Here is a 24,631-nt window from a genome sequence, read left to right on the forward strand (position 1 = left end):
TTTCGCGAGCACGCTCGCTCCTACACAGGCTGTTGTGCTCAGTGGCTCAGCGGTTTGCTGACCCCCACCGTCTCGAACCAGCTCTTCACCGAACAGGTGGCGAACACGCTGGTGCTGCAATCGCCGTTGGCCAGCGCGGTGCGCAGTTTGTCGACATCGGCCTGCATCATGTAGCGAATGCCGTCCTTGAAGTGGGAACTGTCGCCAAACCCGCCTTGGGTCATCTCATTCAGCGCTTCCTCTTTGCTCCAGCCCTGGACCACCACTCGATACATGGCGGACATCAGGCCGGTGCGGTCCGAACCATGTTTGCAGTGCATCAGCACCGGGCCTTGGGCTTCGGCGCTCTGGATCGCGCGCAGGGCCTTGAGCACGTCGGCGTCATCCACATGGTTGGTGCGATAAGGCAACTGCACTTGATGGATGCCGGGGGCTGACAGCCAGCTGGCGTCGGACTCCGGCAGGAAGTTGATCACGGTCCCTACCTTGAGTTGTTCCAGCAGCGGCACGGCATCTTTGTCCGGCAGGGCGCTGCGGTACAGGGTCGGTGACATCTGGTACAGGTTGTACTGCTTCTCCACGGGCTGGGCCCACTGCCCCGGGCGGCTGGACGGGGCATCGGCGGCCTGCGCCTGTGGGCCGGCCAGCAGCGCCAGCAACGACAGACAAAGTGCAGGAATGAAGCGGGTTCTCGACATGTGCGGGGGTCACTGATGAGGGGGGACGATGCCCTGCAGTGTCGTGTCCGTCCGGTCAAAGCCCCGTGAGCCCACTGTCAAAGAAACGTGAAGCTGATACGTGATTTTCCGCCGCTTCTGATCTTTTTTTCGCCTGAAACGATTTATCCGAATGCTTAGCCTGCTACCATTTGTAACCAAATTTTGCTGATGTGTTGATAAAAACCGGGTCTTGCCCGGCTTTCTGCGTTGCCAAAACACAAAGTCGCGCCATGACGCGGCTGACCATTCCATCAATGCCTGATGAGGTGCACCCATGTCTGATCAAGATCGAGACAACCCGCGGCGTGAGTTTTTGCGTAAATCCTTGACCTTGATCCCTGTGGTCACTGTCGCCAGTACCGGCCTGGGCAGTTCCATGCTGGCGGCCGCCCCCGAGACTGCCGCCCCTGCCAGGCCGGTGGCGTCGGGCAAGCTGCCCAGCGGCAGCCAGAACTATGAGCCCAGTTACTTCAGTGCCGAAGAGTGGGCCTTCATCAAGGCGGCGGTGGAACGCCTGATCCCGGCGGACGAAATGGGGCCAGGTGCCCTGGAAGCCGGGGTGCCGGAGTACATCGACCGACAAATGAACACGCCCTACGCCGCCGGCGCCCTGTGGTACATGCAAGGCCCGTTCAAGGCCGACGCCGCGCCGGAGATGGGTTGGCAGAGCAAGCTGGTGCCCAAGGAGATCTATCGCCTGGGCATTGCCGCTGTGGATGCATGGTGCAAAGACCTCAAAGGTCATGTTTTTGCTGCGCAAGACAGCGCTACCCGAGACGCTTTGCTCAAGCAGCTGGAGGCCGGAACCCCGCAGTTCGATGCGCTCCCGGCCAAGCTTTTCTTCAATCTGCTGCTGCAGAACACCAAGGAAGGTTTCTTCAGCGATCCGATCCACGGTGGCAATAAAGGCCTGGTGGGCTGGACCCTGATCGGCTTTCCCGGCGCTCGCGCCGATTTCATGGATTGGGTGGAACGCAACGAGCAATACCCCTTCCCGGCAGTATCGATTCGCGGCGAGAGGGCTTGAGCATGGCAACAGTGATGAAGAAGGTCGACGCAGTGATCGTCGGTTTTGGCTGGACCGGCGCGATCATGGCCAAGGAGCTGACCGAAGCCGGGCTCAACGTGCTGGCGCTGGAGCGCGGGCCGATGCAGGACACCTACCCCGACGGCAGTTATCCCCAGGTGATCGACGAACTCACCTACAGCGTGCGCAAGAAACTCTTCCAGGACATTTCCAAAGAGACGGTGACCATCCGCCACAGCGTCAATGACGTGGCCCTGCCCAACCGGCAACTTGGCGCCTTCCTGCCGGGCAATGGTGTGGGCGGCGCCGGCCTGCACTGGTCCGGCGTGCACTTTCGGGTCGACCCCATCGAGCTGCGCATGCGCAGCCACTACGAAGAACGCTACGGTAAGAACTTCATTCCCAAGGACATGACCATCCAGGACTTCGGCGTCAGCTATGAAGAGCTGGAGCCGTTCTTCGACTATGCGGAAAAGGTCTTCGGCACTTCGGGTCAGGCCTGGACAGTGAAGGGCCAATTGGTGGGCGACGGCAAGGGCGGCAACCCTTATGCGCCGGATCGCTCGGACCACTTCCCCCTGGAGTCGCAGAAGAACACCTATTCCGCACAGCTGTTTCAGAAAGCAGCCAATGAGGTGGGTTACAAACCCTACAACCTGCCGTCGGCCAATACCTCGGGGCCTTACACCAACCCCTATGGCGCGCAGATGGGACCGTGCAACTTCTGCGGTTTCTGCAGTGGCTATGTCTGCTACATGTATTCCAAGGCATCGCCCAACGTGAACATTCTGCCGGCCCTCAAACCGCTGCCGAACTTCGAGTTGCGTGCCAATTCCCACGTGCTCAAGGTCAATCTCGACAGCAGCAAGACCCTCGCCACTGGCGTGACCTACGTCGATGGCCAGGGCCGGGAGATCGAACAGCCGGCGGATCTGGTGATCCTCGGCGCCTTCCAGTTTCACAACGTGCGCCTGATGCTGCTGTCGGGCATCGGCAAGCCCTACGACCCGATCACCGGTGAAGGTGTGGTGGGCAAGAACTTCGCCTACCAGAACATGGCCACCATCAAGGCCTACTTCGACAAGGACGTGCACACCAACAACTTCATCGGCGCCGGCGGCAACGGTGTGGCGGTGGACGACTTCAACGCCGACAACTTCGACCACGGTCCCCATGGTTTCGTCGGTGGTTCGCCGTTCTGGGTCAACCAGGCCGGCAGCCGGCCCATCGCCGGGACTTCCAACCCGCCGGGCACCCCGACCTGGGGCAGCGCCTGGAAGAAGGCCACCGCCGATTACTACACCCATCAGGTATCCATGGACGCTCACGGAGCGCATCAGTCCTACCGTGGCAACTACCTGGATCTGGACCCGGTGTACCGCGATGCCTACGGTTTGCCTCTGCTGCGGATGACGTTCGACTGGCAGGAAAACGACATCAAGATGAACCGTTTCATGGTCGAGAAGATGGGCAAGATCGCCGAGGCGATGAACCCCAAGGCCATTGCCTTGCTGGGCAAGAAGGTCGGTGAGCACTTCAACACCGCGTCCTACCAGACCACCCACTTGAACGGTGGCGCGATCATGGGCACCGACCCCAAGACCAGCGCCCTGAACCGCTATCTGCAAAGCTGGGACGTGCACAACGTCTTCGTTCCCGGGGCTTCGGCCTTTCCTCAGGGCCTGGGTTACAACCCTACCGGCCTGGTGGCGGCGCTGACCTACTGGTCGGCCCGGGCGATCCGCGAGCAGTACCTGAAAAACCCCGGCCCGCTGGTTCAGGCATAAGGAGCGATGACCATGAAAGCACTCGTTATCGCTACCCTGGCGCTGCTGGGCAGCGTCTCTGTCAACGCCGCCGAAGTGGATCAGCAAGCGCTGGTGCAGCAGGGCGAATACCTGGCCCGTGCCGGTGACTGCGTGGCCTGCCACACCGCCAAGGACGGCAAGCCGTTCGCCGGCGGGCTACCGATGGAAACCCCCATCGGGGTGATCTATTCCACCAATATCACCCCCGACAAGACCGGCATCGGTGACTACAGCTTCGAGGACTTCGACCAGGCCGTGCGCCATGGCGTGGCCAAGAACGGCAGCACCCTGTATCCGGCCATGCCCTTCCCGTCCTATGCCCGGGTCAGCGACGCCGACATGCAGGCGCTGTACGCCTACTTCATGAAAGGTGTGGCGCCAGTGGTCAGGGACAACCAGGACAGCGACATTCCCTGGCCCCTGAGCATGCGCTGGCCGCTGTCGATCTGGCGCTGGATGTTCGCCCCAAGTGTGGAGACCCCGGCGCTCGCGACCGGCAGCGATCCGGTGATCAGCCGCGGTGCCTACCTGGTGGAGGGCCTGGGCCACTGCGGCGCCTGCCATACACCACGGGCCCTGACCATGCAGGAGAAGGCCCTGAGCGCCAGCGAGGGCAGCGCCTTCCTCTCCGGCAGCGCACCGTTGGAGGGCTGGATCGCCAAGAGCCTGCGCGGTGACCACAAGGATGGCCTGGGCAGCTGGAGCGAAGAGCAGTTGGTGCAGTTCCTCAAGACCGGCCGCAGTGATCGCAGTGCGGTGTTTGGCGGCATGAGCGATGTGGTGGTGCACAGCATGCAGTACATGAGCGAGAACGATCTGACGGCAATCGCCCGCTACCTCAAGTCCCTGCCGGCCAATGATCCCCAGGACCAGCCGCACCCGTACGACAAGCAGGTGGCCGAGGCCCTGTGGAAAGGTGACGACAGCCAGCCGGGCGCGGCGGTGTACATCGACAACTGCGCAGCCTGCCACCGTACCGACGGCCAGGGTTACACCCGGGTGTTCCCGGCGCTGGCGGGCAACCCGGTGCTGCAATCGGCGGATGCCACCTCGCTGATCCACATCGTGCTCAAGGGCGGCACCTTGCCGGCTACCCACAGCGCGCCTTCGACCTTCACCATGCCGCCCTTTGCCTGGCGCCTGTCGGACCAGGAGGTGGCCGATGTGGTCAATTTCATTCGCGGCAGCTGGGGCAACCAGGGTTCGGCGGTGAAGCCCGGGGATGTGGCGGCGCTGCGCAATGGCGACCTGCAGAGCACCTCCAATGATGATCTGGGGCAGGTCACCCGCCACTAGCCCCAAGGCCGGCGCTCGCTGCGGGCGCCGGTCCGGGGTGGCTGTTCAGCCCTGGGTGAAGCGCTGGATGCCCAAGCGGCTTTCCAGCTGATAGCCGGCGATGCAGTCCGCCAGACCTGCATTCGTCAGGTCCTCCCAGCTTGCGGGGAGCAGGCCGATGCCGTCGTGGTAGGGGCTCCAGCACACCTCGGCGAACTTCGGGTCCGCTTCATCGAAGGGGTGCTGGCCGCTCACCGCGGCCTTTTCGATGTCCTGGGTGCACAGCTCGAATTCACAGGCCAGGCCCCAGAGCTGGCCATCGGGCGCCCTGACGATGATCAGGTCGGCGCCTTGTTCGTAGCTGGGGAGGTAGGCATCCGCCGCGTAGAAGATCTTTTCCAGCCTGCCAAGTGTCCTGGGCATGTTTGCGCTCCTGTTCTTTGAGCCTGCCTTATACCCCAACGCCACAAAACTGTAGGAGCCGGCTTGCTGGCGAAGGTGCGGCCAGCGTCGCGCTGGGGAGCGTTCACTTGCGGGGGTGGGTTTCGGTCCGGCGGTGCTGGCCAGATAAATCCGACTCCATTACTGTATGTTCATACAGTAATGGAGCGCTCCCATGTCCACCCCCTTGCCTCCCCGTGGTCGCGGTACCGCGAGCAACCCGCACAATCGTTTCGCGCCCAATCGTTCGGTGGCCGAGGATGACGGCTGGTACCAGGAGGTACCGCTGACCCAGGGCACCGAGGTGCGTTTTGAAACGGCGAAATCCATCATTACCCGCAACAGTTCGCCGGACCTGCCCTTCGATCGCTCGATCAACCCCTATCGCGGTTGTGAGCACGGCTGCATCTATTGCTATGCGCGGCCCAGCCATGCCTATTGGGATATGTCTCCCGGGCTGGACTTTGAAACCAAGCTGATCGCCAAGAGCAACACCGCGGCCTTGCTGGAGCAGCAACTGTCCAAGCCCGGCTATCGTTGCGCACCGATCAACCTGGGGTCCAATACCGACCCCTACCAACCCATCGAGCGCGAGCAGCAACTGACCCGACGTACCCTGGAAGTGCTGCTGCGCTATCGGCACCCGGTGACCATCGTCACCAAGGGCTCGCTGATCCTGCGGGACCTGGACCTGCTGGTCGAGCTGGCCCGGCAGCGGCTGGTGGCGGTGATGATCAGCCTGACCACCCTGGACGATGAGTTGAAGCGCATTCTCGAACCCCGGGCCGCGGCGCCCAAGGCGCGTTTGCGGGCGATCCGGGTGATGCGCGCAGCGGGCATCCCGGTGGGGGTGCTGTGCTCGCCGATGATTCCGATGATCAACGACAGCGAGTTGGAAAGCCTGCTCAGTGAGGCCCATGCCGCCGGGGCGCAAAGCGCGGCCTACATGATGCTGCGGTTACCCCTGGAGGTGGCGCCGCTGTTCGAGGAGTGGCTGGCGGCCCATTACCCGCAGCGGGCCGCCCATGTGCTCAGCCTGATCCGCCAGAGCCGGGGTGGTGAGCTCTACGACAGCCGTTTTGGCAGCCGCATGCGCGGTGAAGGGCCCTTCGCCGATCTGCTGGCCCAGCGTTTCGCCAAGGCGCTCAAGCGCCTGGGGCTCGATCGGCGCGAAGGCTTCGATCTGGATTGCTCGGCCTTTTGTCCGCCGGGTGGGCAGATGTCGTTGCTGTGAGAAACATTGGCCTATGGTTGACTAGCGGATGTTGCTGGCGCAGGTACGCTGGTCACCTTTTGACATCGACCATAGTGGCGTTCTAGAGCGTTCCATTCAGTTTGAGTTAAGTTTTTACCGCTACCTTGTCCATCAAGTGACCGATGGGTCGCGGTTGGCGGCCCGGTTATTTTTTAATCGATTACTGGCGTCGTGCCGGATAATTCTGGAAAATTCACCAAATCCGACAGAGAGGCTGAATCATGAGTGACAAGGATAAACAGCCGTTGGCTGCGTCGGCTCCCGCACCCACCGAGGTTGCCGAAACTGCCGATGCAGCGCTGCAGCATATCGTTGACGGCTTTTTGCATTTTCATCATGAAGTCTTCCCGCAGCAGGAAGAATTGTTCAAGAAACTCGCCACCGCCCAGCGGCCACGGGCGATGTTCATTGCTTGCGCGGATTCGCGCATCGTTCCCGAACTCATCACCCAGAGCTCTCCCGGCGACCTGTTCGTGACCCGCAACGTGGGCAACGTGGTGCCGCCCTATGGGCAGATGAACGGCGGCGTTTCCACCGCGATCGAATACGCGGTGCTGGCCCTTGGGGTGCACCACATCATCGTTTGCGGGCACTCGGACTGCGGCGCCATGCGTGCGGTGCTCAATCCGCAAAGCCTGGAGAAGATGCCCACGGTCAAGGCCTGGCTGCGGCATGCCGAAGTGGCGCGGACCATGGTCCACGAGAACTGCGACTGCGCCGACGAATCCTCCAGCATGCATGTGCTGACCGAGGAGAACGTCATCGCCCAGTTGCAGCACCTGCGCACCCACCCTTCCGTGGCTTCGCGCATGGCCAACGGCCAATTGTTCATCCATGGCTGGGTCTATGACATCGAGACCAGTTCGATCAAGGCCTACGACGCGGACAAGGGCTGTTTCCTGCCGCTCGATGGCACTCATCCGATCCCCGTGGCGACGCCCAAAGCGCGCTTCTGAATCCTCCTAAACCCCTGTGAGGTTGTGGTCAGGGCCGCCGTTCGCGCGGCCCGGCTTTGCCACGCCTGAAGAAAATGTCGGGAGAAAAGTCATGCGTGCAGCACAGCTGAAAAATGTCCTGCCCCGGGAGCTGTTGGCCTCCGTGGTGGTGTTCCTGGTGGCCCTGCCCCTGTGCATGGGGATTGCCATCGCCTCGGGCCTGCCGCCGGCCAAGGGCCTGATCACCGGGATCATCGGCGGCCTGGTGGTGGGCTGGCTGGCGGGCTCGCCGTTGCAGGTCAGCGGTCCGGCCGCGGGGCTGGCGGTGCTGGTGTTCGAACTGGTGCGCCAGCACGGTGTGGCCATGCTCGGGCCGATCCTGCTGTTGGCGGGGCTGCTGCAATTGCTGGCCGGGCGTCTGCGCCTGGGGTGCTGGTTCCGGGTCACGGCGCCGGCGGTGGTCTACGGCATGCTGGCCGGGATTGGTGTGTTGATCGTGCTGTCCCAGATGCATGTGATGCTCGATGCCGCGCCCCAGGCCTCGGGGCTGGCTAACCTTGTCGGTTTCCCTCAGGCGCTGGCCCAGGCCTTGCCGAGCCTGGGTTGGCAGGCGGGTTTGCTGGGGTTGTCGACCATCGCGGTGATGTGGGGTTGGGACAAGTGGCGGCCGCAATCGCTGCGCTTCATTCCCGGGGCTTTGCTGGGGGTGGGCTTGGCGACCCTGGCCAGCCTGTTCCTGGCCCTGGAGGTGAAGCGGGTCGAGGTGCCGGCCAACCTGAGCGAGGCCATCGACTGGCTGCGCCCCGCCGATCTGCTCAATCTGGCGGACCCCAATCTGCTGATCGCGGCCTTCGCCGTGGCCTTTATTGCCAGCGCCGAGACCTTGCTGTCGGCCGCCGCGGTGGATCGCATGCACAGCGGGGTGCGTTCGGACTTCGATCGTGAACTGTCGGCCCAGGGCGTGGGCAATATGCTCTGCGGCCTGCTTGGGGCCTTGCCGATGACCGGGGTCATTGTGCGCAGCTCGGCCAATGTCCAGGCCGGGGCCCAGACCCGCTATTCGACGATCTTCCATGGTGTTTGGCTGCTGGGTTTTGTCCTGCTGCTGTCCAGCGTGCTACAGAGCATTCCGGTGGCGAGCCTGGCCGGCGTGCTGGTCTATACCGGCTTCAAGCTGGTGGACCTGAAAGTCTTTCGCGGCCTCGGGCGCTACGGGCGGATGCCGATGCTGACCTACGCGGTGACTGCCCTGGCGATTGTCTTCAGCGATCTGCTGACCGGGGTGCTGATTGGCTTTGCCCTGACGCTGGCCAAGCTGGCGTTCAAGGCCTCGCGCTTGAAGATCAGCCTGATCGACCTTCCCGCGGCCGGCGAGATGGAGTTGCGTCTGATGGGGGCGGCGACCTTTCTCAAGGTGCCGGCTCTGACTCGGGTTCTGGCGAGCATTCCACCGGCGACGACGGTGCATGTGCCTCTCAACCACCTCAGTTACATCGATCACGCCTGCCTGGAACTGCTGGAGGAATGGACTCGGGCCAATCAGGCCAAGGGTTCGCGGTTGGTGATCGAGGCGCGGGGCTTGAAGCGTCGCCTGGAGGGGCGTTTGAGTAGCGGTGGCGGGGTTGGAGTGGCGTCGGCAAGAGTCTGATATCGGGGGCGGGGCTTGGCCCCTTCGCCACAAGGCTCGTTGCGAGCCTTGCTGGCGAGGAGTGGGGTCAGGCGGCGGGCTGGTCGAGCTCCAGTTCCACGCCCAGCTGGCGGGACAGGCAGGGCCAGCGTTTCCAGGCGGCCTCGGTGTCCGGGCTGTTGAGTTTGTCGCGGTAGGCTTCTACCGATTCCAGAGCGAAGCTTTCTTCGTCGAGCATGGCGTCGACCGCGTGGTGCACCGCTTCGTCCAGCTGGTTGGCGAAGGTTTCGCCGATCAGTTGGTGGGCGATGAGATTGGCAACCGTCATGTCCAGGGGGATCAGCGGACGGCCGAAGTGCTTGATGTACAGGTCGTTGACCTCTTCCACCAGGCGCAGTGCCAGGTAGGCTTCGTCCAGCAGGCTGTCGAGACCGATGTGGCCGTCCATGATGGCCGGTGGCTGGAGGAAAAATTGCTCGGCGATCTTCAGTACCGGTTTGATCTGCGATTCGATGCCGGCTTCACGGGCCACCGCATTGGCGGCGTCCAGCAGGTCCGGAACCTGGTCAATGTAGGCGCTGACGAAACGGGTCATGACGCCCTTGGCGTCGACTTCGGGCAGCTGGATGGCGGGGTGCAGGTGAGGCAGTTGCGTTTCCAACTGACGGGTCAGAAGGCCTGTGCTGGCTTCGTGTTGCCGGGCCAGTTGGATCTGCTCGCGCAATGCGGCGGTGTTCATGAAAACTCCAGGGAACAAGGGCAGTTGAATAGGGAGAACATAAGTTAGCCTGCTTACGAAAATGCTTAAGACGCATTTGTCATAATTATTTCATGCTTAGTCACCACGGTTATATCGTTTCGCCATCCAGCGCACTCGATCCCTTTTGTGCCGTGGCCTGCAAACCTCCTTTCCAGTGTTTCAGCTGATTTACGCCCTCGCGTTGCGAGGTGAGAGTCGCTGTCTATACTCGCCATTGTATGAAGTTAGCTGATGACGCCCGACTGCAAATGCAGCGAGGCCCGGCCGGTTTAAGTTCGTAGTCTAGGCAGCCGCTCCCTTGCCGCAGGTGTTAAGCCGGCGGGATAACAAGAACGATAAGGGGAACCCGCAATGATGCGACATCCACATGTCTGGATGGGCCTCCTGTTGTGGTCGATATTCAGCCAGGCGCAAGCCGCCTGGACGGTGAATATGACGCCTGGGGCTACCGAGATAAGCCACGCGGTATTCGACCTGCACATGACCATCTTCTGGATCTGTGTGGTGATCGGCGTCATCGTCTTCGGCGCGATGTTCTGGTCAATGATCGTTCACCGCCGCTCCACCGGCCAGGTCCCGGCCAAGTTCCACGAAAGCACCACCGTGGAAATCCTCTGGACCATCATCCCCTTCCTGATCCTGGTGGCCATGGCCGTACCGGCGACAGCGACCCTGATCAAGATGTACGACACCAGCGAGCCGGATGTGGACATCCAGATCACCGGCTACCAGTGGAAGTGGCACTACAAATACCTCGGCCAGGATGTGGAGTTTTTCAGCAACCTGGCCACCCCCGCCGAGCAGATCCACAACAAGAGCGTCAAGGGCGAGCACTACCTGCTGGAAGTCGACCAGCCCCTGGTGCTGCCGGTGGGGGCCAAGGTGCGGTTCCTGGTGACCGCTGCCGATGTCATCCACTCCTGGTGGGTGCCGGCCTTTGCGGTCAAGCGTGATGCCATCCCGGGTTTCGTCAACGAAGCCTGGACCCGGGTCGACAAGCCCGGCATCTACCGCGGCCAGTGCGCTGAGCTGTGCGGCAAGGACCACGGCTTCATGCCGATCGTGGTGGAGGTCAAGAGTCAGGCCGACTACGACACCTGGATGGGCGAGCGCAAGGCCGAGGCCGCCAAGCTCAAGGAGCTCACCAGCAAGGAATGGACCCTCGATGAACTGGTGGCCCGTGGCGACAAGATCTACCACACCACCTGTGTCGCCTGTCACCAGGCGGAAGGCCAGGGCCTGCCGCCGATGTTCCCGGCCCTCAAGGGCTCGAAGATCGCCACCGGACCCAAGGAGGCTCACCTGAGCCTGGTGTTCCACGGCAAGCCGGGTACCGCCATGGCCGCCTTCGGCAAGCAGCTGTCGGAAGTCGACATCGCTGCGGTCGTCACTTACGAGCGCAACGCTTGGGGCAACAACAAGGGCGACATGGTCACGCCAAAAGAAGTGCTGGCGCTGAAACAGGCGGAAAGCAAATGAGCCGGCTTATTGGGTATTTCCGCAACCGCTCGGGGTGCAGTGTCCCTGAGCGTCCAGCCCACCCGTTTGCAGGAGACAGGGCATGAGTGCAGTGATCGATGACCACGGCCACGCCGGCCATGATGACCACGCCCATGGCCCGGCCAAGGGCCTGATGCGCTGGGTGCTGACCACCAACCACAAGGACATCGGGACCCTGTACCTGTGGTTCAGCTTCTGCATGTTCCTGCTCGGTGGTTCGTTCGCCATGGTGATCCGCGCCGAGCTGTTCCAGCCCGGGCTGCAGATCGTCGAGCCGGCGTTCTTCAACCAGATGACTACCATGCACGGCCTGGTGATGGTCTTCGGCGCGGTGATGCCGGCCTTTGTCGGCCTGGCCAACTGGATGATCCCGCTGATGATCGGCGCGCCGGACATGGCCCTGCCGCGGATGAACAACTTCAGTTTCTGGTTGCTGCCGGCGGCCTTCCTGCTGCTGGTCTCGACCCTGTTCATGCCAGGTGGCGGGCCAAACTTCGGCTGGACCTTCTACGCCCCGCTGTCCACAACCTACGCCCCGGAAAGCGTGACCTTCTTCATCTTCGCCATCCACCTGATGGGCATCAGTTCGATCATGGGGGCGATCAACGTGATCGCCACCATCCTCAACCTGCGTGCCCCGGGCATGACCCTGATGAAGATGCCGCTGTTCGTCTGGACCTGGCTGATCACCGCCTTCCTGCTGATCGCGGTGATGCCGGTGCTGGCCGGTTGCGTGACCATGATGCTGATGGACATCCACTTCGGCACCAGCTTCTTCAGCGCCGCCGGCGGTGGTGACCCGGTCCTGTTCCAGCACGTGTTCTGGTTCTTCGGTCACCCCGAGGTGTACATCATGATCCTGCCGGCCTTCGGCGCCGTCAGCTCGATCATCCCCACCTTCAGCCGCAAGCCACTGTTCGGCTACACCTCGATGGTCTATGCCACCGGGGCCATTGCCTTCCTGTCGTTCATCGTCTGGGCGCACCACATGTTCGTGGTGGGCATCCCGCTGGTGGGCGAACTGTTCTTCATGTACGCCACGCTGCTGATTGCCGTGCCCACCGGGGTCAAGGTGTTCAACTGGGTCAGCACCATGTGGCAGGGCGCGCTGACGTTCGAGACGCCGATGCTGTTCGCCGTGGCCTTTGTCATTCTGTTCACCATTGGCGGCTTTTCCGGGTTGATGCTGGCCATCGCCCCGGCGGACTTCCAGTACCAGGACACCTACTTCGTGGTGGCGCATTTCCACTACGTGCTGGTGCCGGGGGCGATCTTCGGGATCTTCGCCTCGGCCTATTACTGGTTGCCCAAGTGGACCGGTCACATGTACGACGAAACCCTGGGCAAGCTGCACTTCTGGCTGTCCTTCGTTGGCATGAACATGGCCTTCTTCCCCATGCACTTCGTCGGGCTGGCGGGCATGCCGCGACGGATTCCGGACTACAACCTGCAGTTCGCCGACTTCAACATGGTGTCCTCCATCGGTGCCTTCACCTTTGGCGCGACGCAGATCTTTTTCCTGTTCATCGTCATCAAGTGCATTCGCGGCGGCAAACCGGCCCCGGCCAAACCGTGGGAAGGGGCCGAGGGGCTGGAGTGGAGCATTCCATCGCCGGCGCCGTACCACACCTTCGTCACGCCACCGGAAGTGAAATGAACATCTGTGTTGTAGGAGCGAGCTTGCTCGCGAAGGCGCCAGAAGGTGGTGTCCGGTTCGCCGGCAAACCGGCTCCTACAGGTTCGGGAGGACGTTGAGATGGCCGATGTCTCGCTGAAGAAGCTGGTCACCCGCCTGTTGCTGGTGGTGGTGGCGATGTTCGTCTTCGGCTTTGCTCTGGTGCCGATCTACGACGTGATGTGCAAGGCCCTGGGCATCAATGGCAAGACCGGCGGGCAGTACGCGGACCAGGGGCAGCAGATCGATGCTTCGCGCCAGGTGCGGGTGCAGTTCCTGTCCACCAATGCCATCGACATGGTCTGGGAGTTCTACCCCAAGTCCGATGACATCGTGGTCCACCCGGGGGCGGTTAACGAGATGGTCTTCATCGCCCGCAACCCCAGCGACCACCCGATGAGCGCCCAGGCCATTCCGAGCATTTCCCCCAGCAGCGCGGCCATGTACTTCCACAAGACCGAGTGCTTCTGCTTTACCCAGCAGGTGCTGCAGCCCGGGGAGAAGATCGAGATGCCGGTGCGTTTCATCGTTGACCGCGACATGCCCAAGGATGTGAAGCACCTGACGCTGGCTTACACGCTGTTCGATATCACCGCGCGTCATCCACCGGTGGCGGCTACCGCCAAGACCGGGGGATAGACGATCTGGCGTGCCCGATAAGGAGAACAACCCATGGCGACTCATGAGCACTATTACGTTCCTGCCCAGAGCAAGTGGCCGATCATTGCGACGGTGGGCATGTTCGTCACCGTGTTCGGCCTGGCGACCTGGTTCAACGACCTCAAGGCGGCGCGCCCGGAATCCCATGGCCCGCTGATCTTTTTCGTCGGCGGCCTGCTGCTGGCCTACATGCTGTTCGGCTGGTTTGGCGCGGTGATCAAGGAAAGCCGCGCCGGCTTGTACAGCGCTCAGCTCGACCGCTCGTTCCGCTGGGGCATGAGCTGGTTCATCTTTTCCGAAGTGATGTTCTTCCTGGCCTTCTTCGGCGCGCTGTTCTATGTGCGGCACCTGTCCGGACCCTGGCTCGGTGGTGAGGGGCACAAGGGCATCGCCCATATGCTCTGGCCGAACTTCGAGTTCGTCTGGCCCCTGCTCAACAACCCCGATCCAAAACTCTTTCCATCGCCCAAGGGCACCATCAGCCCCTGGGGCTTGCCGCTGCTCAACACCGTGCTGCTGGTGAGTTCCAGTGTCACCGTGACCATCGCCCACCATGCCTTGAAGAAAGGCCATCGTGGTGCGCTGAAGATCTGGCTGGCGCTGACCGTGCTGCTGGGGTGCGCCTTCCTCGGCTTCCAGGCCGAAGAGTACATCCACGCCTATCACGAGCTGGGCCTGACCCTGGGCTCGGGGATCTACGGCGCCACCTTCTTCATGCTCACCGGTTTCCACGGGGCCCACGTGACCATCGGCACCTTGATCCTGTTCGTGATGCTGATGCGCATCATGCGTGGGCATTTCGACGCCGAACATCAGTTCGGCTTTGAAGCGGCCAGCTGGTACTGGCACTTCGTCGATGTGGTGTGGATCGGTCTGTTCGTTTTTGTCTACGTGCTCTGATGACCTGCTGCGCCCTACCAGGGCGCGTGGGACACCAGCTGGCCGCTGAAGAAACCCCAGGCGATCAAGCCCACGGTGATCGCGGCCAGGCACACCCGAATACTCAGGGCGGTCACCAGGCGTTTGGATTGGCTGTCGTCCTTGACCAGAAAGAACAGGCCGCTGAACAGGCTGATAACCGTGGCAATCAGCGTCAGGACGATGGCTGCTTTGAGCATGGTGGGACTCCGGGGGAAACGCGATGTACAGCAGTATAGCGAGTGGATTTCTCAGCCTGGCGGGCCGGTCATGAAAGGCTTCCGGCCAGGAGTCGTACCGACCCTGGTGGTGCTGTTGCTGCTGCCTGTGCTGGTTTCCCTGGGCTGCTGGCAACTGAGCCGTGGCGAGCAGAAGCGCCAACTGCTGGCCAGTTACGCCGAGCGCCGCGTAGCCGAGCCGGTGCCTTTGTTCGAGTTGCTGGCGGTCGAGGACCCTTCCTTTCGCCGGGTGCGCCTGCACGGTCATTTCGATGCCGATCACAGCCTGTTGCTGGACAACCGCCTGCACGACGGCAAGGTCGGGGTCGAGCTGTTGCAACCCTTCCTCGATCAGGCCAGCGGGCGCTGGTTGCTGGTCAATCGCGGTTGGCTGCCCTGGCCCGATCGGCGCACGCCGCCGGCATTCAGCACCCCGGAGCAGAGCCTCAGCCTGGATGCCTGGGTCTACGTTTCTCCGGGCGCGGCGTTCCAGCTGCATGCCGACCCGGCCGGTGCTCGCTGGCCACGATTGATCACCGCGGTGGCCCCGGAGGCACTCTGGGCCGAGCTTGGCCGCAGCGGCTTCAACCATGAAGTGCGCCAGGAGTCCGGTGCTGGCGCCTACCTCACCGCGTGGCCGGTGGTGGCCATGGGGCCGGAAAAACACTTGGGCTATGCCGTGCAGTGGTTCGCCATGGCCCTGGCCCTGCTGCTCCTCTATTTCTATTTCGGCTGGCATAACGCACGGGAGAAACGCCATGGGAACGGCCATGAATCCACCCAACATCTCTGACGCCCAGGTGCCCAACCGGCGTCGCGGCCGCTGGCAACTGATCCTGATCCTGCTGATGGTGATCGGTCCGATGATCCTTGCCACGGGCATGTACAAGCTGCAGTTCTGGGTGCCGGAAAGCCGTAGTTATCACGGTGAGCTGATCGGCAACGGCCAGACCCGGGCGCAGATCGGTGTGCAGTCCGAGGAGGATCGCTGGCAGATCCTGGTCACGGCCCCCAAGGCGTGCGATGCCGATTGCCAGCAACTGGTGTACCTGGCGCGGCAGATCCAAGTGGCCCTGGGCCGCGATGCTTCGCGGGCCAGCCATGCCTTGGCCAGCGCCCAGCCGCTGAGCGCCGAATACGAAGCCAGGCTGCAGCGCGAGTACCCGCAGTTGCAACGCTACCCCCTGGACCTGGGGACCTTTGTCAAAGGCGCCAACGACAAGGATGCGCCGCAGCTGTGGATAGTCGACCCCCACAGCAATCTGGTGCTGCGCTACGACGCTCGGGTCAAGGGCAAGGATCTGCTCAACGATCTGCGGCACCTGCTGAAACTGTCGAACATCGGATAAGGGCATCGTCATGGCCAAACCTGGATTTCGCCTCGCGTTGTTTGCCACCTTGCTGGCACTGATCGTGGTGCTGCTGGGCGCTTACACCCGGTTGACCCACGCCGGCCTCGGCTGCCCGGACTGGCCCGGCTGCTACGGTTTTATCAGCGTGCCGAAAAGCGAAGCCCAACTGGCCCATGCCGAACTGCATTTTCCCGACACCCCGGTGGAAGCCCACAAGGGCTGGAACGAAATGATCCACCGCTATTTCGCCGGCACTCTGGGGCTGTTGATCGTGCTGCTGGCGGCCCGAGCCTGGACCCATCGGCGGCATCCCGGGCAGCCCCTGAAGCTGCCGCTGTTCCTGATGGCGGTGGTGTTTGCCCAGGCGGCCTTCGGCATGTGGACGGTCACCCTCAAGCTCTGGCCGCAAGTGGTTACGGCGCACCTGCTGGGGGGCTTCGCCACCTTGAGCCTGCTGTTCCTGCTGACCTTGCGCCTGTCCGGCGTGCTGCCGGCGCTGATCGTGCCGCGCCGCCTGCAATACTGGGCCACGGCCGGGCTGGTACTGGTGATCGGGCAGATCGCCCTGGGCGGCTGGGTCAGCTCCAATTACGCCGCCGTGGCCTGCATCGACCTGCCCACCTGCCATGGCCAGTGGTGGCCGAACATGGATTTCGCCAACGGCTTTCACCTGACTCAGCACATCGGCCCCAACTACCTGGGTGGGCAACTGGACAGTGACGCCCGCACCGCCATCCACATGACCCACCGGGTGGGCGCGGTGCTGGTGACCCTGGTATTGCTGGGGCTGGCCTGGCAGTTGCGGCAAACCGGCATGACCCGTCTGGCCGGCCTGGTGCTGGTGGCACTGGCGGCGCAGATCAGCCTGGGCCTGAGCAACGTGCTGTTCCATTTGCCCCTGCCGGTGGCGGTGGCGCATAACGCCGGGGGGGCGGCGCTGCTGCTGACCCTGGTGCTGGTCAACTATCACGCCCGTACCAGCCTGGTACAGGCCCGGGATCGCCTGCCCCTGGGCTGGCGCCTCAGCCCGCGCAAACAGATGGCGGGTCCCATCACCATCAAAGGAGAGATGCCATGGCGACTCTGATTGGCGAACGTCAGCATCCCCAGGCCATCTGGCGCGATTACCTGGAGCTGACCAAACCCAAGGTGGTGGTGCTGATGCTGATCACCTCCCTGGTGGGCATGTTCCTCGCCACCCGCGCCGGGGTTCCGTGGACGGTGCTGGTGTTTGGCAACCTGGGCATTGCCCTGTGCGCGGGTGGAGCGGCAGCGGTGAACCATGTGGTGGACCGCCGCATCGACGCGCTGATGGCCCGTACCCACAAACGGCCCCTGGCCGAAGGCCGGGTTTCGCCCCGGGCGGCCTTGGTGTTCGCCCTGTTGCTTGCGTTGGCTGGGCAAGCGTTACTGCTGGCTTTCACCAATCCGCTCACGGCCTGGCTGACCCTGGCCTCCCTGCTGGGCTACGCGGTGGTCTATACCGGCTTTCTGAAACGCGCGACGCCGCAGAACATCGTGATCGGCGGGTTGGCGGGTGCGGCGCCGCCCCTGCTGGGCTGGGTTGCTGCTACCGGGCACTTGAGCGCCGAGCCGCTGCTGCTGGTACTGATCATTTTCGCCTGGACTCCGCCGCACTTCTGGGCCCTGGCCATCCATCGCAAGGAGGAGTACGCCAAGGCCGATATCCCAATGCTGCCGGTGACCCACGGCGAGCACTACACCAAGGTGCATATCCTGCTCTACACCTTTGCCTTGCTGGCGGTGAGCCTGCTGCCTTATGCCATCCACATGAGCGGCGTGCTGTATCTGGTGTGCGCCCTGGCCCTGGGCGGGCGCTTCCTGCAATGGGCCTGGGTGCTGTACCGTGGCACTCGGCCGCACGCGGCGATCAACACCTTCAAGTACTCTATTTATTACTTGTTCCTGCTGTTCATCGCCCTGCTCGTAGACCACTACCTATTGTTGAACCTATGACTCGAACTCAGAAAACCGTCTTTATTCTCGTTGCGCTGGTAGCCCTGGTCCTGGGGCTGACCGTCAACAAAGTACTGTCCGGCAAGGGTCAGGGCGATCCCACCGCATTGATCGACGCCGGCATCATCCTCCTGCCCCAGAGCCGCACCCTGCCCGCGGTGAAGATGCTCGATCAGGACGGCCAGCCCGTGGTGATCGACGAGTTGAAGGGCAAATGGTCCCTGCTGTTCTTCGGCTACACCTTCTGCCCGGACATCTGCCCCACCACTCTGGCGCAACTGCGGCAGATCAAGAGCGAGCTGCCCAAGGAGGCGGTGGACAAGCTGCAGGTGATCCTGGTCAGCGTCGATCCCAACCGCGACACGCCGCAGCAGCTCAAGCAATACCTGGGCTACTTCGACAAGGACTTCAAGGGCCTGACCGCCGCCTCGGTGGAAGACCTGCAGAAACTCGCCAACGCCGTGAGCATCCCCTTCATTCCGGCAGACACCAGCAAGCCCAACTACACCGTGGATCACAGCGGCAACCTCGCAGTGATCGGTCCGGATGGCAGCCAGCGTGGCTTTATCCGAGCACCGCTGAACAACCAGAAACTGGTGGCCCAGCTGCCGCTGATGTTGCAGCGTCCGTAAGGACGGGGCGGGTTGTGGTTCTTCGCCGGCAAGCCGGCTCCTACGGTGTGTTGTAGGAGCATCTGAAACGAAACGGGGCGCCCAAAGGCGCCCCGTTTGCATTTCTGCAGTCGATCAGAACGCTGGCAGCACGGCGCCTTTGTACTTCTCGAGAATGAATTGCTTCACTTGCGGGCTGTGCAGGGCGGCGACCAGTTTCTTCATGGCGTCCGAATCCTTGTCGTCAGGACGGGCTACCAGGATGTTCACGTAAGGCGAATCCTTGCCTTCGATCACCAGGGCATCCTTGGAAGGGTCGAGCTTGGCCTGCAGGGCGTAGTTGGTGTTGATCAGGGCCAGGTCGACCTGAGTCAGCACGCGGGGGATGGTGGCGGCTTCCAGTTCACGGAACTTCAGGTCCTTGGAGTTCTCGGTGATGTCCTTGATGGTGGCCAGGATGTTGTTGGAATCCTTGAGCTTGATCAGGCCGGCCTTGTCCAGCAGCAACAGGGCGCGACCGCCGTTGGTGGCGTCGTTGGGGATCACCACGGTGGCGCCGCCTGGCAGCTCGGAGAGTTGCTTGTACTTGCTGGAGTAGGCGCCCAGGGGTTCCAGGTGCACGCCGGCCACGCTTACCAGGTGGGTACCCTTGGCCTTGTTGAACTCATCCAGGTACGGCTGGTGCTGGAAGAAGTTGGCGTCCAGGCGTTTCTCGGCCACTTGCACGTTGGGCTGCACGTAGTCGGTGAAGACCTTGACCTTCAGGTCCACGCCTTCTTTGGCCAGGGCCGGTTTGACGAATTCCAGGATCTCGGCGTGGGGCACCGGCGTGGCGGCCACGGTCAGGGTTTCGGCGGCGTGCGCGGAGAACGCGGCAACGGCTGCGAAAGCGACGAGTAGTTTTTTCATCGAACAAGCTCCTTGTAAGTCGCCCGACCCCGGGCGCCTGCCGGCCAGGGCCGGCGATTGCAATTATTTGCGGGAAAAGTGCACCACCAGCTTATCGCCAACGGTTTGCAGAACCTGAACCAACACAATCAGCATCACCACGGTAACCACCATCACATCGTCCTGGAAACGCTGGTAACCATAACGAATGGCCAGGTCGCCGAGGCCGCCTGCACCCACGACACCGGCCATGGCGGTGTAGCCGACCAGGGCGATGGCGGTGACCGTGATCGCCGCGATGATACCGGGGCAGGCCTCGGGCAGCAGGGCGTTCATGATGATCTGCCGGGTCGTGGCGCCCATGGCCTGGGTGGCCTCGATAATGCCGCGATCCACTTCACGCAGAGCGGTTTCTACCAAGCGCGCGAAGAAGGTGGAAGCGCCCACTACCAGCGGTGGGATGGCGCCCGCCACACCCAGGGAGGTGCCCGTGATGAGGATAGTGGTCGGAATCATCACAATCAGCAGGATGATAAACGGCAGCGAGCGGATGGCATTGACCACAAAGCCCAGGACCGAATAGACATTTTTCTGTTCCAGCAACTGCCTTGGGCTGCACAGGAACAGCAAGACCCCCAGCGGCAGGCCGACCAGTACGGTGAATACCAGGGACGTGCTGAGCATGACCATGGTGTCGCTGGTCGCCACCCCGATATCGGCCCAGTCAACGTTGTCGAAGTAATGCAGTAAGCCGCTCATTAGCGCAGCACCTCCATGTGGACATCCGCCGCGGTGAAGCGGGCGAAGGCCGCTTCCATGTCACCGCCGGTGATGGCCAGGGTCAGTTGCCCGTAAGGGGTGTCTTTGATGCGGTCGATGCGTCCGGCGAGGATGCTGTAATCGACCCCGGTCTCCCGGGCCACAGTGCCCAGCAGCGGTGCGTAGGTGGCATCGCCCTGGAAGGTCAGGCGCACGATACGGCCCGGCACATGAGCGAAGTCGTCGCGTTGCTCGTTTTCGTCGATCTGCTCGTCTTCCTGGACGAAGCGTTTGGTGGTCGGGTGCTTGGGGTGCAGGAACACCTCGGCCACCGAGCCCTGTTCGACGATCTGGCCGGCGTCCATGACCGCCACCTGGTCACAGACGCGACGGATCACGTCCATCTCGTGGGTGATCAGGACGATGGTCAGGTTCAGCTCGCGGTTGATCTCGGCCAGCAGTTGCAGGACCGAGGCCGTGGTCTGTGGATCGAGCGCGCTGGTGGCTTCGTCGCACAGCAGGATCTTCGGCTTGGTGGCCAGGGCGCGGGCGATGCCGACGCGCTGCTTCTGGCCGCCGGACAGCTGTGCCGGGTATTTCTTGGCGTGGTCGGACAGACCGACCCGCTCCAGCAACTCGGCCACACGGCGTTCGATGTCGCTGCGCGACAGCTGGCCGGCCAGGGTCAGCGGCAAGGCAACGTTGTCGGCCACAGTCTTGGAGGACAGCAGATTGAAGTGCTGGAAGATCATCCCGACTTGCTGGCGGAAGCGGCGCAGGCCGTTGGCGTCCAGCGCGGTGACTTCTTCGCCGTCGACGATGATCGTACCGCCGCTGGGGTTTTCCAGGCGGTTGATCAGGCGCAGCAGAGTGCTTTTGCCCGCGCCGGAATGTCCGATCAGGCCGAACACCTGGCCATTCTCGACCCGAAGACTGGTCGGGTGCAGGGCGGGAATATCCTTACCGGCGACCCGGTAGGTTTTATGGACGTTTTGAAACTCGATCACGTAGCGAACCTTGTGGGGCGCGTTAGAAAAGGATCAGCGGTTAGCCGGGCGCGCATTTTAGCCTGTCCGTATAGAGGTTCTTAGCATTTATTTCGCAATCATCCTGCCATTTGGCAATAACGCGATCAAAGGTCATAAAAAAGGAACGGTGCCTGTTCCTCGTCAGTCACTACTTAAGCCACTCGAAAGCTCCCAGGTGCCGTGCCCGGGAGCCTTTGCTCACGAAGCCCCGGGCACGCCAGGGATTTCGCCAACGAGGAGTTTTTGTCTGATGAGTACGAAAAAAACCAGTACCCCGAAAAGCCAGATGGCGGGGACCGATACCCTGGACCGAGGCAACAGCAACAGTAAGTTGCAGAGCCTGGAGCCGTTCCGCTCCGACGCCACGGGCCAGGCCCTGCGCACCAACCAGGGGGTGAAAGTCGCTGACAACCAGAACAGTCTCAAGGCGGGCGCTCGTGGTCCTTCGCTGCTGGAAGACTTCATCATGCGGGAGAAGATCACCCACTTCGACCATGAGCGGATTCCCGAGCGCATCGTCCACGCCCGGGGCGTTGGCGCCCATGGCTACTTCCAGAGCTACGACAATCATTCGGCCCTGACCAAGGCTGGTTTCCTGCGTGACCCGGGGAAAAAGACTCCGGTGTTCGTGCGTTTTTCCACGGTCCAGGGGCCAAGAGGTTCCGGCGATACCGTGCGCGATGTACGGGGTTTTGCGGTGAAATTCTTCACCGACGAGGGCAACTTCGACCTGGTGGGCAACAACATGCCGGTGTTCTTCATCCAGGACGCCATCAAGTTCCCCGACTTCGTGCATGCGGTGAAACCCGAACCCCACAACGAGATCCCCACCGGCGGTTCGGCCCACGACACCTTCTGGGACTTCGTCTCCCTGCAGCCGGAGTCGGCGCACATGGTGATCTGGGCCATGTCCGACCGGGCCATTCCGAAAAGCCTGCGCAGCATGCAGGGGTTTGGCGTGCACACCTTTCGGTTGATCAACGCCGAGGGGCGTTCGAGCTTCGTCAAGTTTCACTGGCGACCCACTGTCGGTACTTGTTCCCTGGTCTGGGATGAAGCGCAAAAGCTGGCGGGCAAGGACACCGACTTCCACCGTCGCGACCTGTGGGAGTCCATCGAGGCCGGCGATTACCCGGAGTGGGAGTTCGGCGTGCAGATCATCGCCGAGGAAGACGAGCACAGCTTCGACTTCGACATACTCGACCCCACCAAGCTGATTCCCGAGGAGCAGGTGCCGATCACGCCTCTGGGCAAGATGGTGCTCGACCGCAACCCGGACAACTATTTTGCCGAAACCGAGCAGGTGGCCTTCTGCCCGGGGCACATCGTGCCGGGGATCGATTTTTCCAACGATCCGTTGCTGCAAGGGCGGCTGTTTTCCTACACCGATACCCAGATCAGTCGCCTGGGTGGGCCGAACTTTCATGAGCTGCCCATCAACCGACCACTGACCCCTTTACACAATGGTCAGCGTGACGCGATGCACCGCACCACCATCGACAGGGGGCGGGCTGCCTATGAGCCGAACTCCATTGATGGGGGCTGGCCGAAAGAAACCCCGCCGGCGGCCCAGGATGGTGGGTTCGAGAGTTATAACGAGCGCATCGATGCCCACAAGATCCGTCAGCGCAGCGAGTCGTTTGGCGATCATTTCTCCCAGGCGCGGCTGTTCTTCAACAGCATGAGCAAGCACGAGCAGGAACACATCATCGCGGCCTACAGCTTCGAGCTGGGCAAGGTCGAGCGGCAGTGGATTCGTGAGCGGCAAGTGAATGAGATCCTCGCCAATATCGATCTGCACCTGGCCGGGCGCGTGGCCGAGAACCTGGGCTTGGCCGCGCCGACGAAAGCCACTGTGGCAGAGCGCAAGACGTCGCTGACACGCTCGCCGGCCCTGAGTCAGGCGAACCTGCTGCCGGGTCATATCAAAACGCGGAAAGTGGCAATCCTTGCGGCCAACGGCGTCGATGGTGCCGCGATTGATGCGCTGAAGAAGGCTCTCAAGGCCGAAGGGGCACACGCCAAGCTGTTGGGGCCAACCTCGGCACCGGTTACCACCGCGGATGGCAAGCGCCTGCCGGTGGATGCTTCCATGGAAGGCTTGCCGTCAGTGGCGTTCGACGCGGTGTTCGTGCCGGGAGGCGTGCAGTCGATCAAGACCCTGAGCGGCAATGGCGTGGCGCTGCATTACCTGCTGGAGGCGTACAAGCACCTCAAGGCGATTGCCTTGCACGGTGAGGCCCGGGAGCTGTTGCACAACCTCAGACTGGAGGCGGATGAAGGCTTGATCCTGGGGACGGATGCCAAGGCGCTGAAGGCGTTCTTTGCTGCCATCGCTCAGCATCGGGTCTGGAGTCGGGAGGAAAAGGCCAAGGCAATCCCGGCCTGAACACACCTTCACCGACAAGCCCGCTCCCCCCCGTAGGAGCCGGCTTGCCGGCGAAGGTTTACTGCGCCTTGCGCGGAGTCAGCACCATCTGCGCCGGCACGTGGCGCACGATCTGCCGGCTGATCTTCTGTTCAAAGTCCGGGTCGAGCTTCTTCACCCGCTTGCCGAGCAAGGTCGACAGCCAGGGATAATCCTCGGTGCGCGGCACCTGGATGCTCACGTCGCACTGATAATTCACCACATCGGCGGCCAGGGCATCGAGCTGATGACGCAGCTTGCGGATATCGGTGACGTTCAAGGCGATGGTGGTGCTCGGGGCCGCAGGATCGATCAGCTTGGCCGGTGGGCGCGCCTCGGCGGCCTTCAAGGCGGCTTCGGCCTGGTCCAGCTCGGCCTTGCGTGCATGAGCGATGGCGTTGTTGACTCCGCCGGTCAGCGCCGGCGCCTTGGGCATCAGCGCCCGGGCGCGACTCAGGGCAGTGGCGGCGGCATTCACGTCACCCTTTTGCAGGACGATCTGACTGCGCTGCAGATAGGCTTCGGCAATCTGCCGCTGGTATTGCACCAACTGTGGGTCGTCAGGCGTTTGTGCCTGCAATGCACTGAGTTGGTCTTCAGCGGTGGCCAGCTCACTGCTGGCAATGTTTTGTTCCAGCTGCGCGATGGCCGTAGCCCGCGCATCGGGGACCTCGGTGGTCGCCGGTGGCGTGCTTTGGCAGGCCCCCAGCAGCAGGGAGAATGCGACAAGGAGCAGATAACGGGAGGCGAACGGCTTCATTCCTGCGACTCTCTATTTGCGCAAAAAACGA

At 62.5% G+C, this 24,631-nt stretch carries 24 protein-coding genes; 16 read left to right on the forward strand and 8 right to left on the reverse strand.

Going from position 1 to position 24,631, the window contains the following annotated elements; all coding sequences use genetic code 11:
- Positions 1–38: 38 nt before the first annotated feature.
- Positions 39–698, reverse strand: coding sequence for a phosphatase domain-containing protein (locus ACSSVC_RS03990; protein ID WP_492612006.1), 660 nt, complete (start codon positions 696–698; stop codon positions 39–41).
- 295 nt (positions 699–993) lie between these two features.
- Here ACSSVC_RS03990 and ACSSVC_RS03995 point away from each other — a divergent pair, with 295 nt between their 5' ends.
- The 3 genes from ACSSVC_RS03995 to ACSSVC_RS04005 are packed head-to-tail and all read left to right on the forward strand — an operon-like array spanning position 994 to position 4,850.
- Entirely contained in the window at positions 994–1,746 is a 753-nt protein-coding gene (locus tag ACSSVC_RS03995; protein WP_346634675.1) for a gluconate 2-dehydrogenase subunit 3 family protein, read from the forward strand.
- A gap of 2 nt (positions 1,747–1,748) precedes the next feature.
- Positions 1,749–3,533 (forward strand): GMC family oxidoreductase, encoded by a 1,785-nt coding sequence (locus ACSSVC_RS04000; protein WP_346634674.1) that lies wholly within the window; start codon positions 1,749–1,751, stop codon positions 3,531–3,533.
- A 12-nt stretch (positions 3,534–3,545) separates the two neighbouring features.
- Positions 3,546–4,850: a c-type cytochrome gene (locus tag ACSSVC_RS04005; RefSeq protein ID WP_404937985.1), complete on the forward strand. Its 1,305-nt coding sequence runs from the start codon at positions 3,546–3,548 to the stop codon at positions 4,848–4,850.
- A gap of 45 nt (positions 4,851–4,895) precedes the next feature.
- Here ACSSVC_RS04005 and ACSSVC_RS04010 read toward each other — a convergent pair whose 3' ends face one another.
- Positions 4,896–5,252: a hypothetical protein gene (locus tag ACSSVC_RS04010; protein WP_346634672.1), complete on the reverse strand. Its 357-nt coding sequence runs from the start codon at positions 5,250–5,252 to the stop codon at positions 4,896–4,898.
- A gap of 193 nt (positions 5,253–5,445) precedes the next feature.
- Between ACSSVC_RS04010 and ACSSVC_RS04015 the strand changes: the two genes are divergently transcribed.
- The 3 genes from ACSSVC_RS04015 (at position 5,446) to ACSSVC_RS04025 (ending at position 9,108) form a co-directional block, all read left to right on the forward strand.
- Positions 5,446–6,504: a PA0069 family radical SAM protein gene (locus tag ACSSVC_RS04015; RefSeq protein WP_346634671.1), complete on the forward strand. Its 1,059-nt coding sequence runs from the start codon at positions 5,446–5,448 to the stop codon at positions 6,502–6,504.
- Positions 6,505–6,746: 242 nt separating this feature from the next.
- Entirely contained in the window at positions 6,747–7,481 is a 735-nt protein-coding gene (locus ACSSVC_RS04020; protein WP_102862473.1) for a carbonic anhydrase, read from the forward strand.
- Between the two features lie 91 nt (positions 7,482–7,572).
- Positions 7,573–9,108 carry a SulP family inorganic anion transporter gene (locus ACSSVC_RS04025; RefSeq protein WP_404937987.1) on the forward strand — a complete coding sequence of 512 codons (1,536 nt, stop codon included), beginning with the start codon at positions 7,573–7,575 and terminating at the stop codon, positions 9,106–9,108.
- Between the two features lie 67 nt (positions 9,109–9,175).
- On the opposite strand, the gene ACSSVC_RS04030 is transcribed toward ACSSVC_RS04025, so the two are convergent.
- Positions 9,176–9,826 (reverse strand): hypothetical protein, encoded by a 651-nt coding sequence (locus tag ACSSVC_RS04030; RefSeq protein ID WP_346634669.1) that lies wholly within the window; start codon positions 9,824–9,826, stop codon positions 9,176–9,178.
- Positions 9,827–10,198: 372 nt separating this feature from the next.
- Here ACSSVC_RS04030 and coxB point away from each other — a divergent pair, with 372 nt between their 5' ends.
- The 4 genes from coxB (at position 10,199) to ACSSVC_RS04050 (ending at position 14,582) form a co-directional block, all read left to right on the forward strand.
- A complete protein-coding gene (gene coxB, locus ACSSVC_RS04035) occupies positions 10,199–11,326 on the forward strand; it encodes a cytochrome c oxidase subunit II (protein WP_346634668.1) in 1,128 nt (375 codons plus the stop codon).
- A gap of 82 nt (positions 11,327–11,408) precedes the next feature.
- Positions 11,409–13,004 carry a cytochrome c oxidase subunit I gene (gene ctaD / locus ACSSVC_RS04040; protein ID WP_060836864.1) on the forward strand — a complete coding sequence of 532 codons (1,596 nt, stop codon included), beginning with the start codon at positions 11,409–11,411 and terminating at the stop codon, positions 13,002–13,004.
- Between the two features lie 99 nt (positions 13,005–13,103).
- Positions 13,104–13,661, forward strand: coding sequence for a cytochrome c oxidase assembly protein (locus tag ACSSVC_RS04045; RefSeq protein ID WP_346634667.1), 558 nt, complete (start codon positions 13,104–13,106; stop codon positions 13,659–13,661).
- A 33-nt stretch (positions 13,662–13,694) separates the two neighbouring features.
- Entirely contained in the window at positions 13,695–14,582 is an 888-nt protein-coding gene (locus ACSSVC_RS04050) for a cytochrome c oxidase subunit 3 (RefSeq protein ID WP_346634666.1), read from the forward strand.
- Positions 14,583–14,596: 14 nt separating this feature from the next.
- Here the strand turns inward: ACSSVC_RS04050 and ACSSVC_RS04055 are convergent, their stop codons facing one another.
- Complete coding sequence (locus tag ACSSVC_RS04055) at positions 14,597–14,800, reverse strand: twin transmembrane helix small protein (protein WP_346634665.1); 204 nt, start codon at positions 14,798–14,800, stop codon at positions 14,597–14,599.
- Positions 14,801–14,870: 70 nt separating this feature from the next.
- Here ACSSVC_RS04055 and ACSSVC_RS04060 point away from each other — a divergent pair, with 70 nt between their 5' ends.
- The 5 genes from ACSSVC_RS04060 to ACSSVC_RS04080 are packed head-to-tail and all read left to right on the forward strand — an operon-like array spanning position 14,871 to position 18,779.
- Positions 14,871–15,611, forward strand: a complete 741-nt coding sequence (locus ACSSVC_RS04060; RefSeq protein ID WP_492612007.1) for an SURF1 family protein — start codon at positions 14,871–14,873, stop codon at positions 15,609–15,611.
- Positions 15,577–16,167 (forward strand): PA_0111/PP_0108 family redox-active disulfide protein, encoded by a 591-nt coding sequence (locus tag ACSSVC_RS04065; protein WP_346634663.1) that lies wholly within the window; start codon positions 15,577–15,579, stop codon positions 16,165–16,167. The genes ACSSVC_RS04060 and ACSSVC_RS04065 overlap by 35 nt, the downstream gene beginning before the upstream one ends.
- Before the next feature lie 10 nt (positions 16,168–16,177).
- Positions 16,178–17,257, forward strand: coding sequence for a COX15/CtaA family protein (locus ACSSVC_RS04070; RefSeq protein ID WP_346634662.1), 1,080 nt, complete (start codon positions 16,178–16,180; stop codon positions 17,255–17,257).
- Positions 17,245–18,147 (forward strand): heme o synthase, encoded by a 903-nt coding sequence (gene cyoE, locus ACSSVC_RS04075; protein WP_404937989.1) that lies wholly within the window; start codon positions 17,245–17,247, stop codon positions 18,145–18,147. Before ACSSVC_RS04070 ends, cyoE begins: the two co-directional genes overlap by 13 nt.
- A complete protein-coding gene (locus ACSSVC_RS04080; protein ID WP_346634660.1) occupies positions 18,144–18,779 on the forward strand; it encodes an SCO family protein in 636 nt (211 codons plus the stop codon). The genes cyoE and ACSSVC_RS04080 overlap by 4 nt, the downstream gene beginning before the upstream one ends.
- 114 nt (positions 18,780–18,893) lie before the next feature.
- On the opposite strand, the gene ACSSVC_RS04085 is transcribed toward ACSSVC_RS04080, so the two are convergent.
- The 3 genes from ACSSVC_RS04085 to ACSSVC_RS04095 all read right to left on the reverse strand — a co-directional run bounded on the left by ACSSVC_RS04085 (position 18,894) and on the right by ACSSVC_RS04095 (position 21,412).
- Positions 18,894–19,667 carry a MetQ/NlpA family ABC transporter substrate-binding protein gene (locus tag ACSSVC_RS04085; protein WP_346634659.1) on the reverse strand — a complete coding sequence of 258 codons (774 nt, stop codon included), beginning with the start codon at positions 19,665–19,667 and terminating at the stop codon, positions 18,894–18,896.
- 63 nt (positions 19,668–19,730) lie between these two features.
- Positions 19,731–20,405, reverse strand: a complete 675-nt coding sequence (locus ACSSVC_RS04090) for a methionine ABC transporter permease (protein WP_346634658.1) — start codon at positions 20,403–20,405, stop codon at positions 19,731–19,733.
- On the reverse strand, positions 20,405–21,412 hold the full coding sequence (locus ACSSVC_RS04095) for a methionine ABC transporter ATP-binding protein (protein ID WP_346634657.1): 1,008 nt from the start codon (positions 21,410–21,412) through the stop codon (positions 20,405–20,407). Before ACSSVC_RS04095 ends, ACSSVC_RS04090 begins: the two co-directional genes overlap by 1 nt.
- Positions 21,413–21,608: 196 nt before the next feature.
- Between ACSSVC_RS04095 and katE the strand changes: the two genes are divergently transcribed.
- Complete coding sequence (gene katE, locus ACSSVC_RS04100; protein ID WP_404937990.1) at positions 21,609–23,822, forward strand: catalase HPII; 2,214 nt, start codon at positions 21,609–21,611, stop codon at positions 23,820–23,822.
- Between the two features lie 58 nt (positions 23,823–23,880).
- Here the strand turns inward: katE and ACSSVC_RS04105 are convergent, their stop codons facing one another.
- Complete coding sequence (locus ACSSVC_RS04105; protein ID WP_346634655.1) at positions 23,881–24,600, reverse strand: PA5502 family lipoprotein; 720 nt, start codon at positions 24,598–24,600, stop codon at positions 23,881–23,883.
- Between the last annotated feature and the right edge of the window lie 31 nt (positions 24,601–24,631).

This window comes from Pseudomonas sp. E1BtOHC1, assembly GCF_058744285.1.

Bases quoted from the DNA above. Each gene is read 5' to 3' on its own strand.
- ACSSVC_RS03990 (WP_492612006.1), bottom strand. From the start codon at position 698: ATGTCGAGAACCCGCTTCATTCCTGCACTTTGTCTGTCGTTGCTGGCG.
- ACSSVC_RS03995 (WP_346634675.1), top strand. From the start codon at position 994: ATGTCTGATCAAGATCGAGACAACCCGCGGCGTGAGTTTTTGCGTAAA.
- ACSSVC_RS04000 (WP_346634674.1), top strand. From the start codon at position 1,749: ATGGCAACAGTGATGAAGAAGGTCGACGCAGTGATCGTCGGTTTTGGC.
- ACSSVC_RS04005 (WP_404937985.1), top strand. From the start codon at position 3,546: ATGAAAGCACTCGTTATCGCTACCCTGGCGCTGCTGGGCAGCGTCTCT.
- ACSSVC_RS04010 (WP_346634672.1), bottom strand. From the start codon at position 5,252: ATGCCCAGGACACTTGGCAGGCTGGAAAAGATCTTCTACGCGGCGGAT.
- ACSSVC_RS04015 (WP_346634671.1), top strand. From the start codon at position 5,446: ATGTCCACCCCCTTGCCTCCCCGTGGTCGCGGTACCGCGAGCAACCCG.
- ACSSVC_RS04020 (WP_102862473.1), top strand. From the start codon at position 6,747: ATGAGTGACAAGGATAAACAGCCGTTGGCTGCGTCGGCTCCCGCACCC.
- ACSSVC_RS04025 (WP_404937987.1), top strand. From the start codon at position 7,573: ATGCGTGCAGCACAGCTGAAAAATGTCCTGCCCCGGGAGCTGTTGGCC.
- ACSSVC_RS04030 (WP_346634669.1), bottom strand. From the start codon at position 9,826: ATGAACACCGCCGCATTGCGCGAGCAGATCCAACTGGCCCGGCAACAC.
- coxB (WP_346634668.1), top strand. From the start codon at position 10,199: ATGATGCGACATCCACATGTCTGGATGGGCCTCCTGTTGTGGTCGATA.
- ctaD (WP_060836864.1), top strand. From the start codon at position 11,409: ATGAGTGCAGTGATCGATGACCACGGCCACGCCGGCCATGATGACCAC.
- ACSSVC_RS04045 (WP_346634667.1), top strand. From the start codon at position 13,104: ATGGCCGATGTCTCGCTGAAGAAGCTGGTCACCCGCCTGTTGCTGGTG.
- ACSSVC_RS04050 (WP_346634666.1), top strand. From the start codon at position 13,695: ATGGCGACTCATGAGCACTATTACGTTCCTGCCCAGAGCAAGTGGCCG.
- ACSSVC_RS04055 (WP_346634665.1), bottom strand. From the start codon at position 14,800: ATGCTCAAAGCAGCCATCGTCCTGACGCTGATTGCCACGGTTATCAGC.
- ACSSVC_RS04060 (WP_492612007.1), top strand. From the start codon at position 14,871: ATGAAAGGCTTCCGGCCAGGAGTCGTACCGACCCTGGTGGTGCTGTTG.
- ACSSVC_RS04065 (WP_346634663.1), top strand. From the start codon at position 15,577: ATGGGAACGGCCATGAATCCACCCAACATCTCTGACGCCCAGGTGCCC.
- ACSSVC_RS04070 (WP_346634662.1), top strand. From the start codon at position 16,178: ATGGCCAAACCTGGATTTCGCCTCGCGTTGTTTGCCACCTTGCTGGCA.
- cyoE (WP_404937989.1), top strand. From the start codon at position 17,245: ATGGCGACTCTGATTGGCGAACGTCAGCATCCCCAGGCCATCTGGCGC.
- ACSSVC_RS04080 (WP_346634660.1), top strand. From the start codon at position 18,144: ATGACTCGAACTCAGAAAACCGTCTTTATTCTCGTTGCGCTGGTAGCC.
- ACSSVC_RS04085 (WP_346634659.1), bottom strand. From the start codon at position 19,667: ATGAAAAAACTACTCGTCGCTTTCGCAGCCGTTGCCGCGTTCTCCGCG.
- ACSSVC_RS04090 (WP_346634658.1), bottom strand. From the start codon at position 20,405: ATGAGCGGCTTACTGCATTACTTCGACAACGTTGACTGGGCCGATATC.
- ACSSVC_RS04105 (WP_346634655.1), bottom strand. From the start codon at position 24,600: ATGAAGCCGTTCGCCTCCCGTTATCTGCTCCTTGTCGCATTCTCCCTG.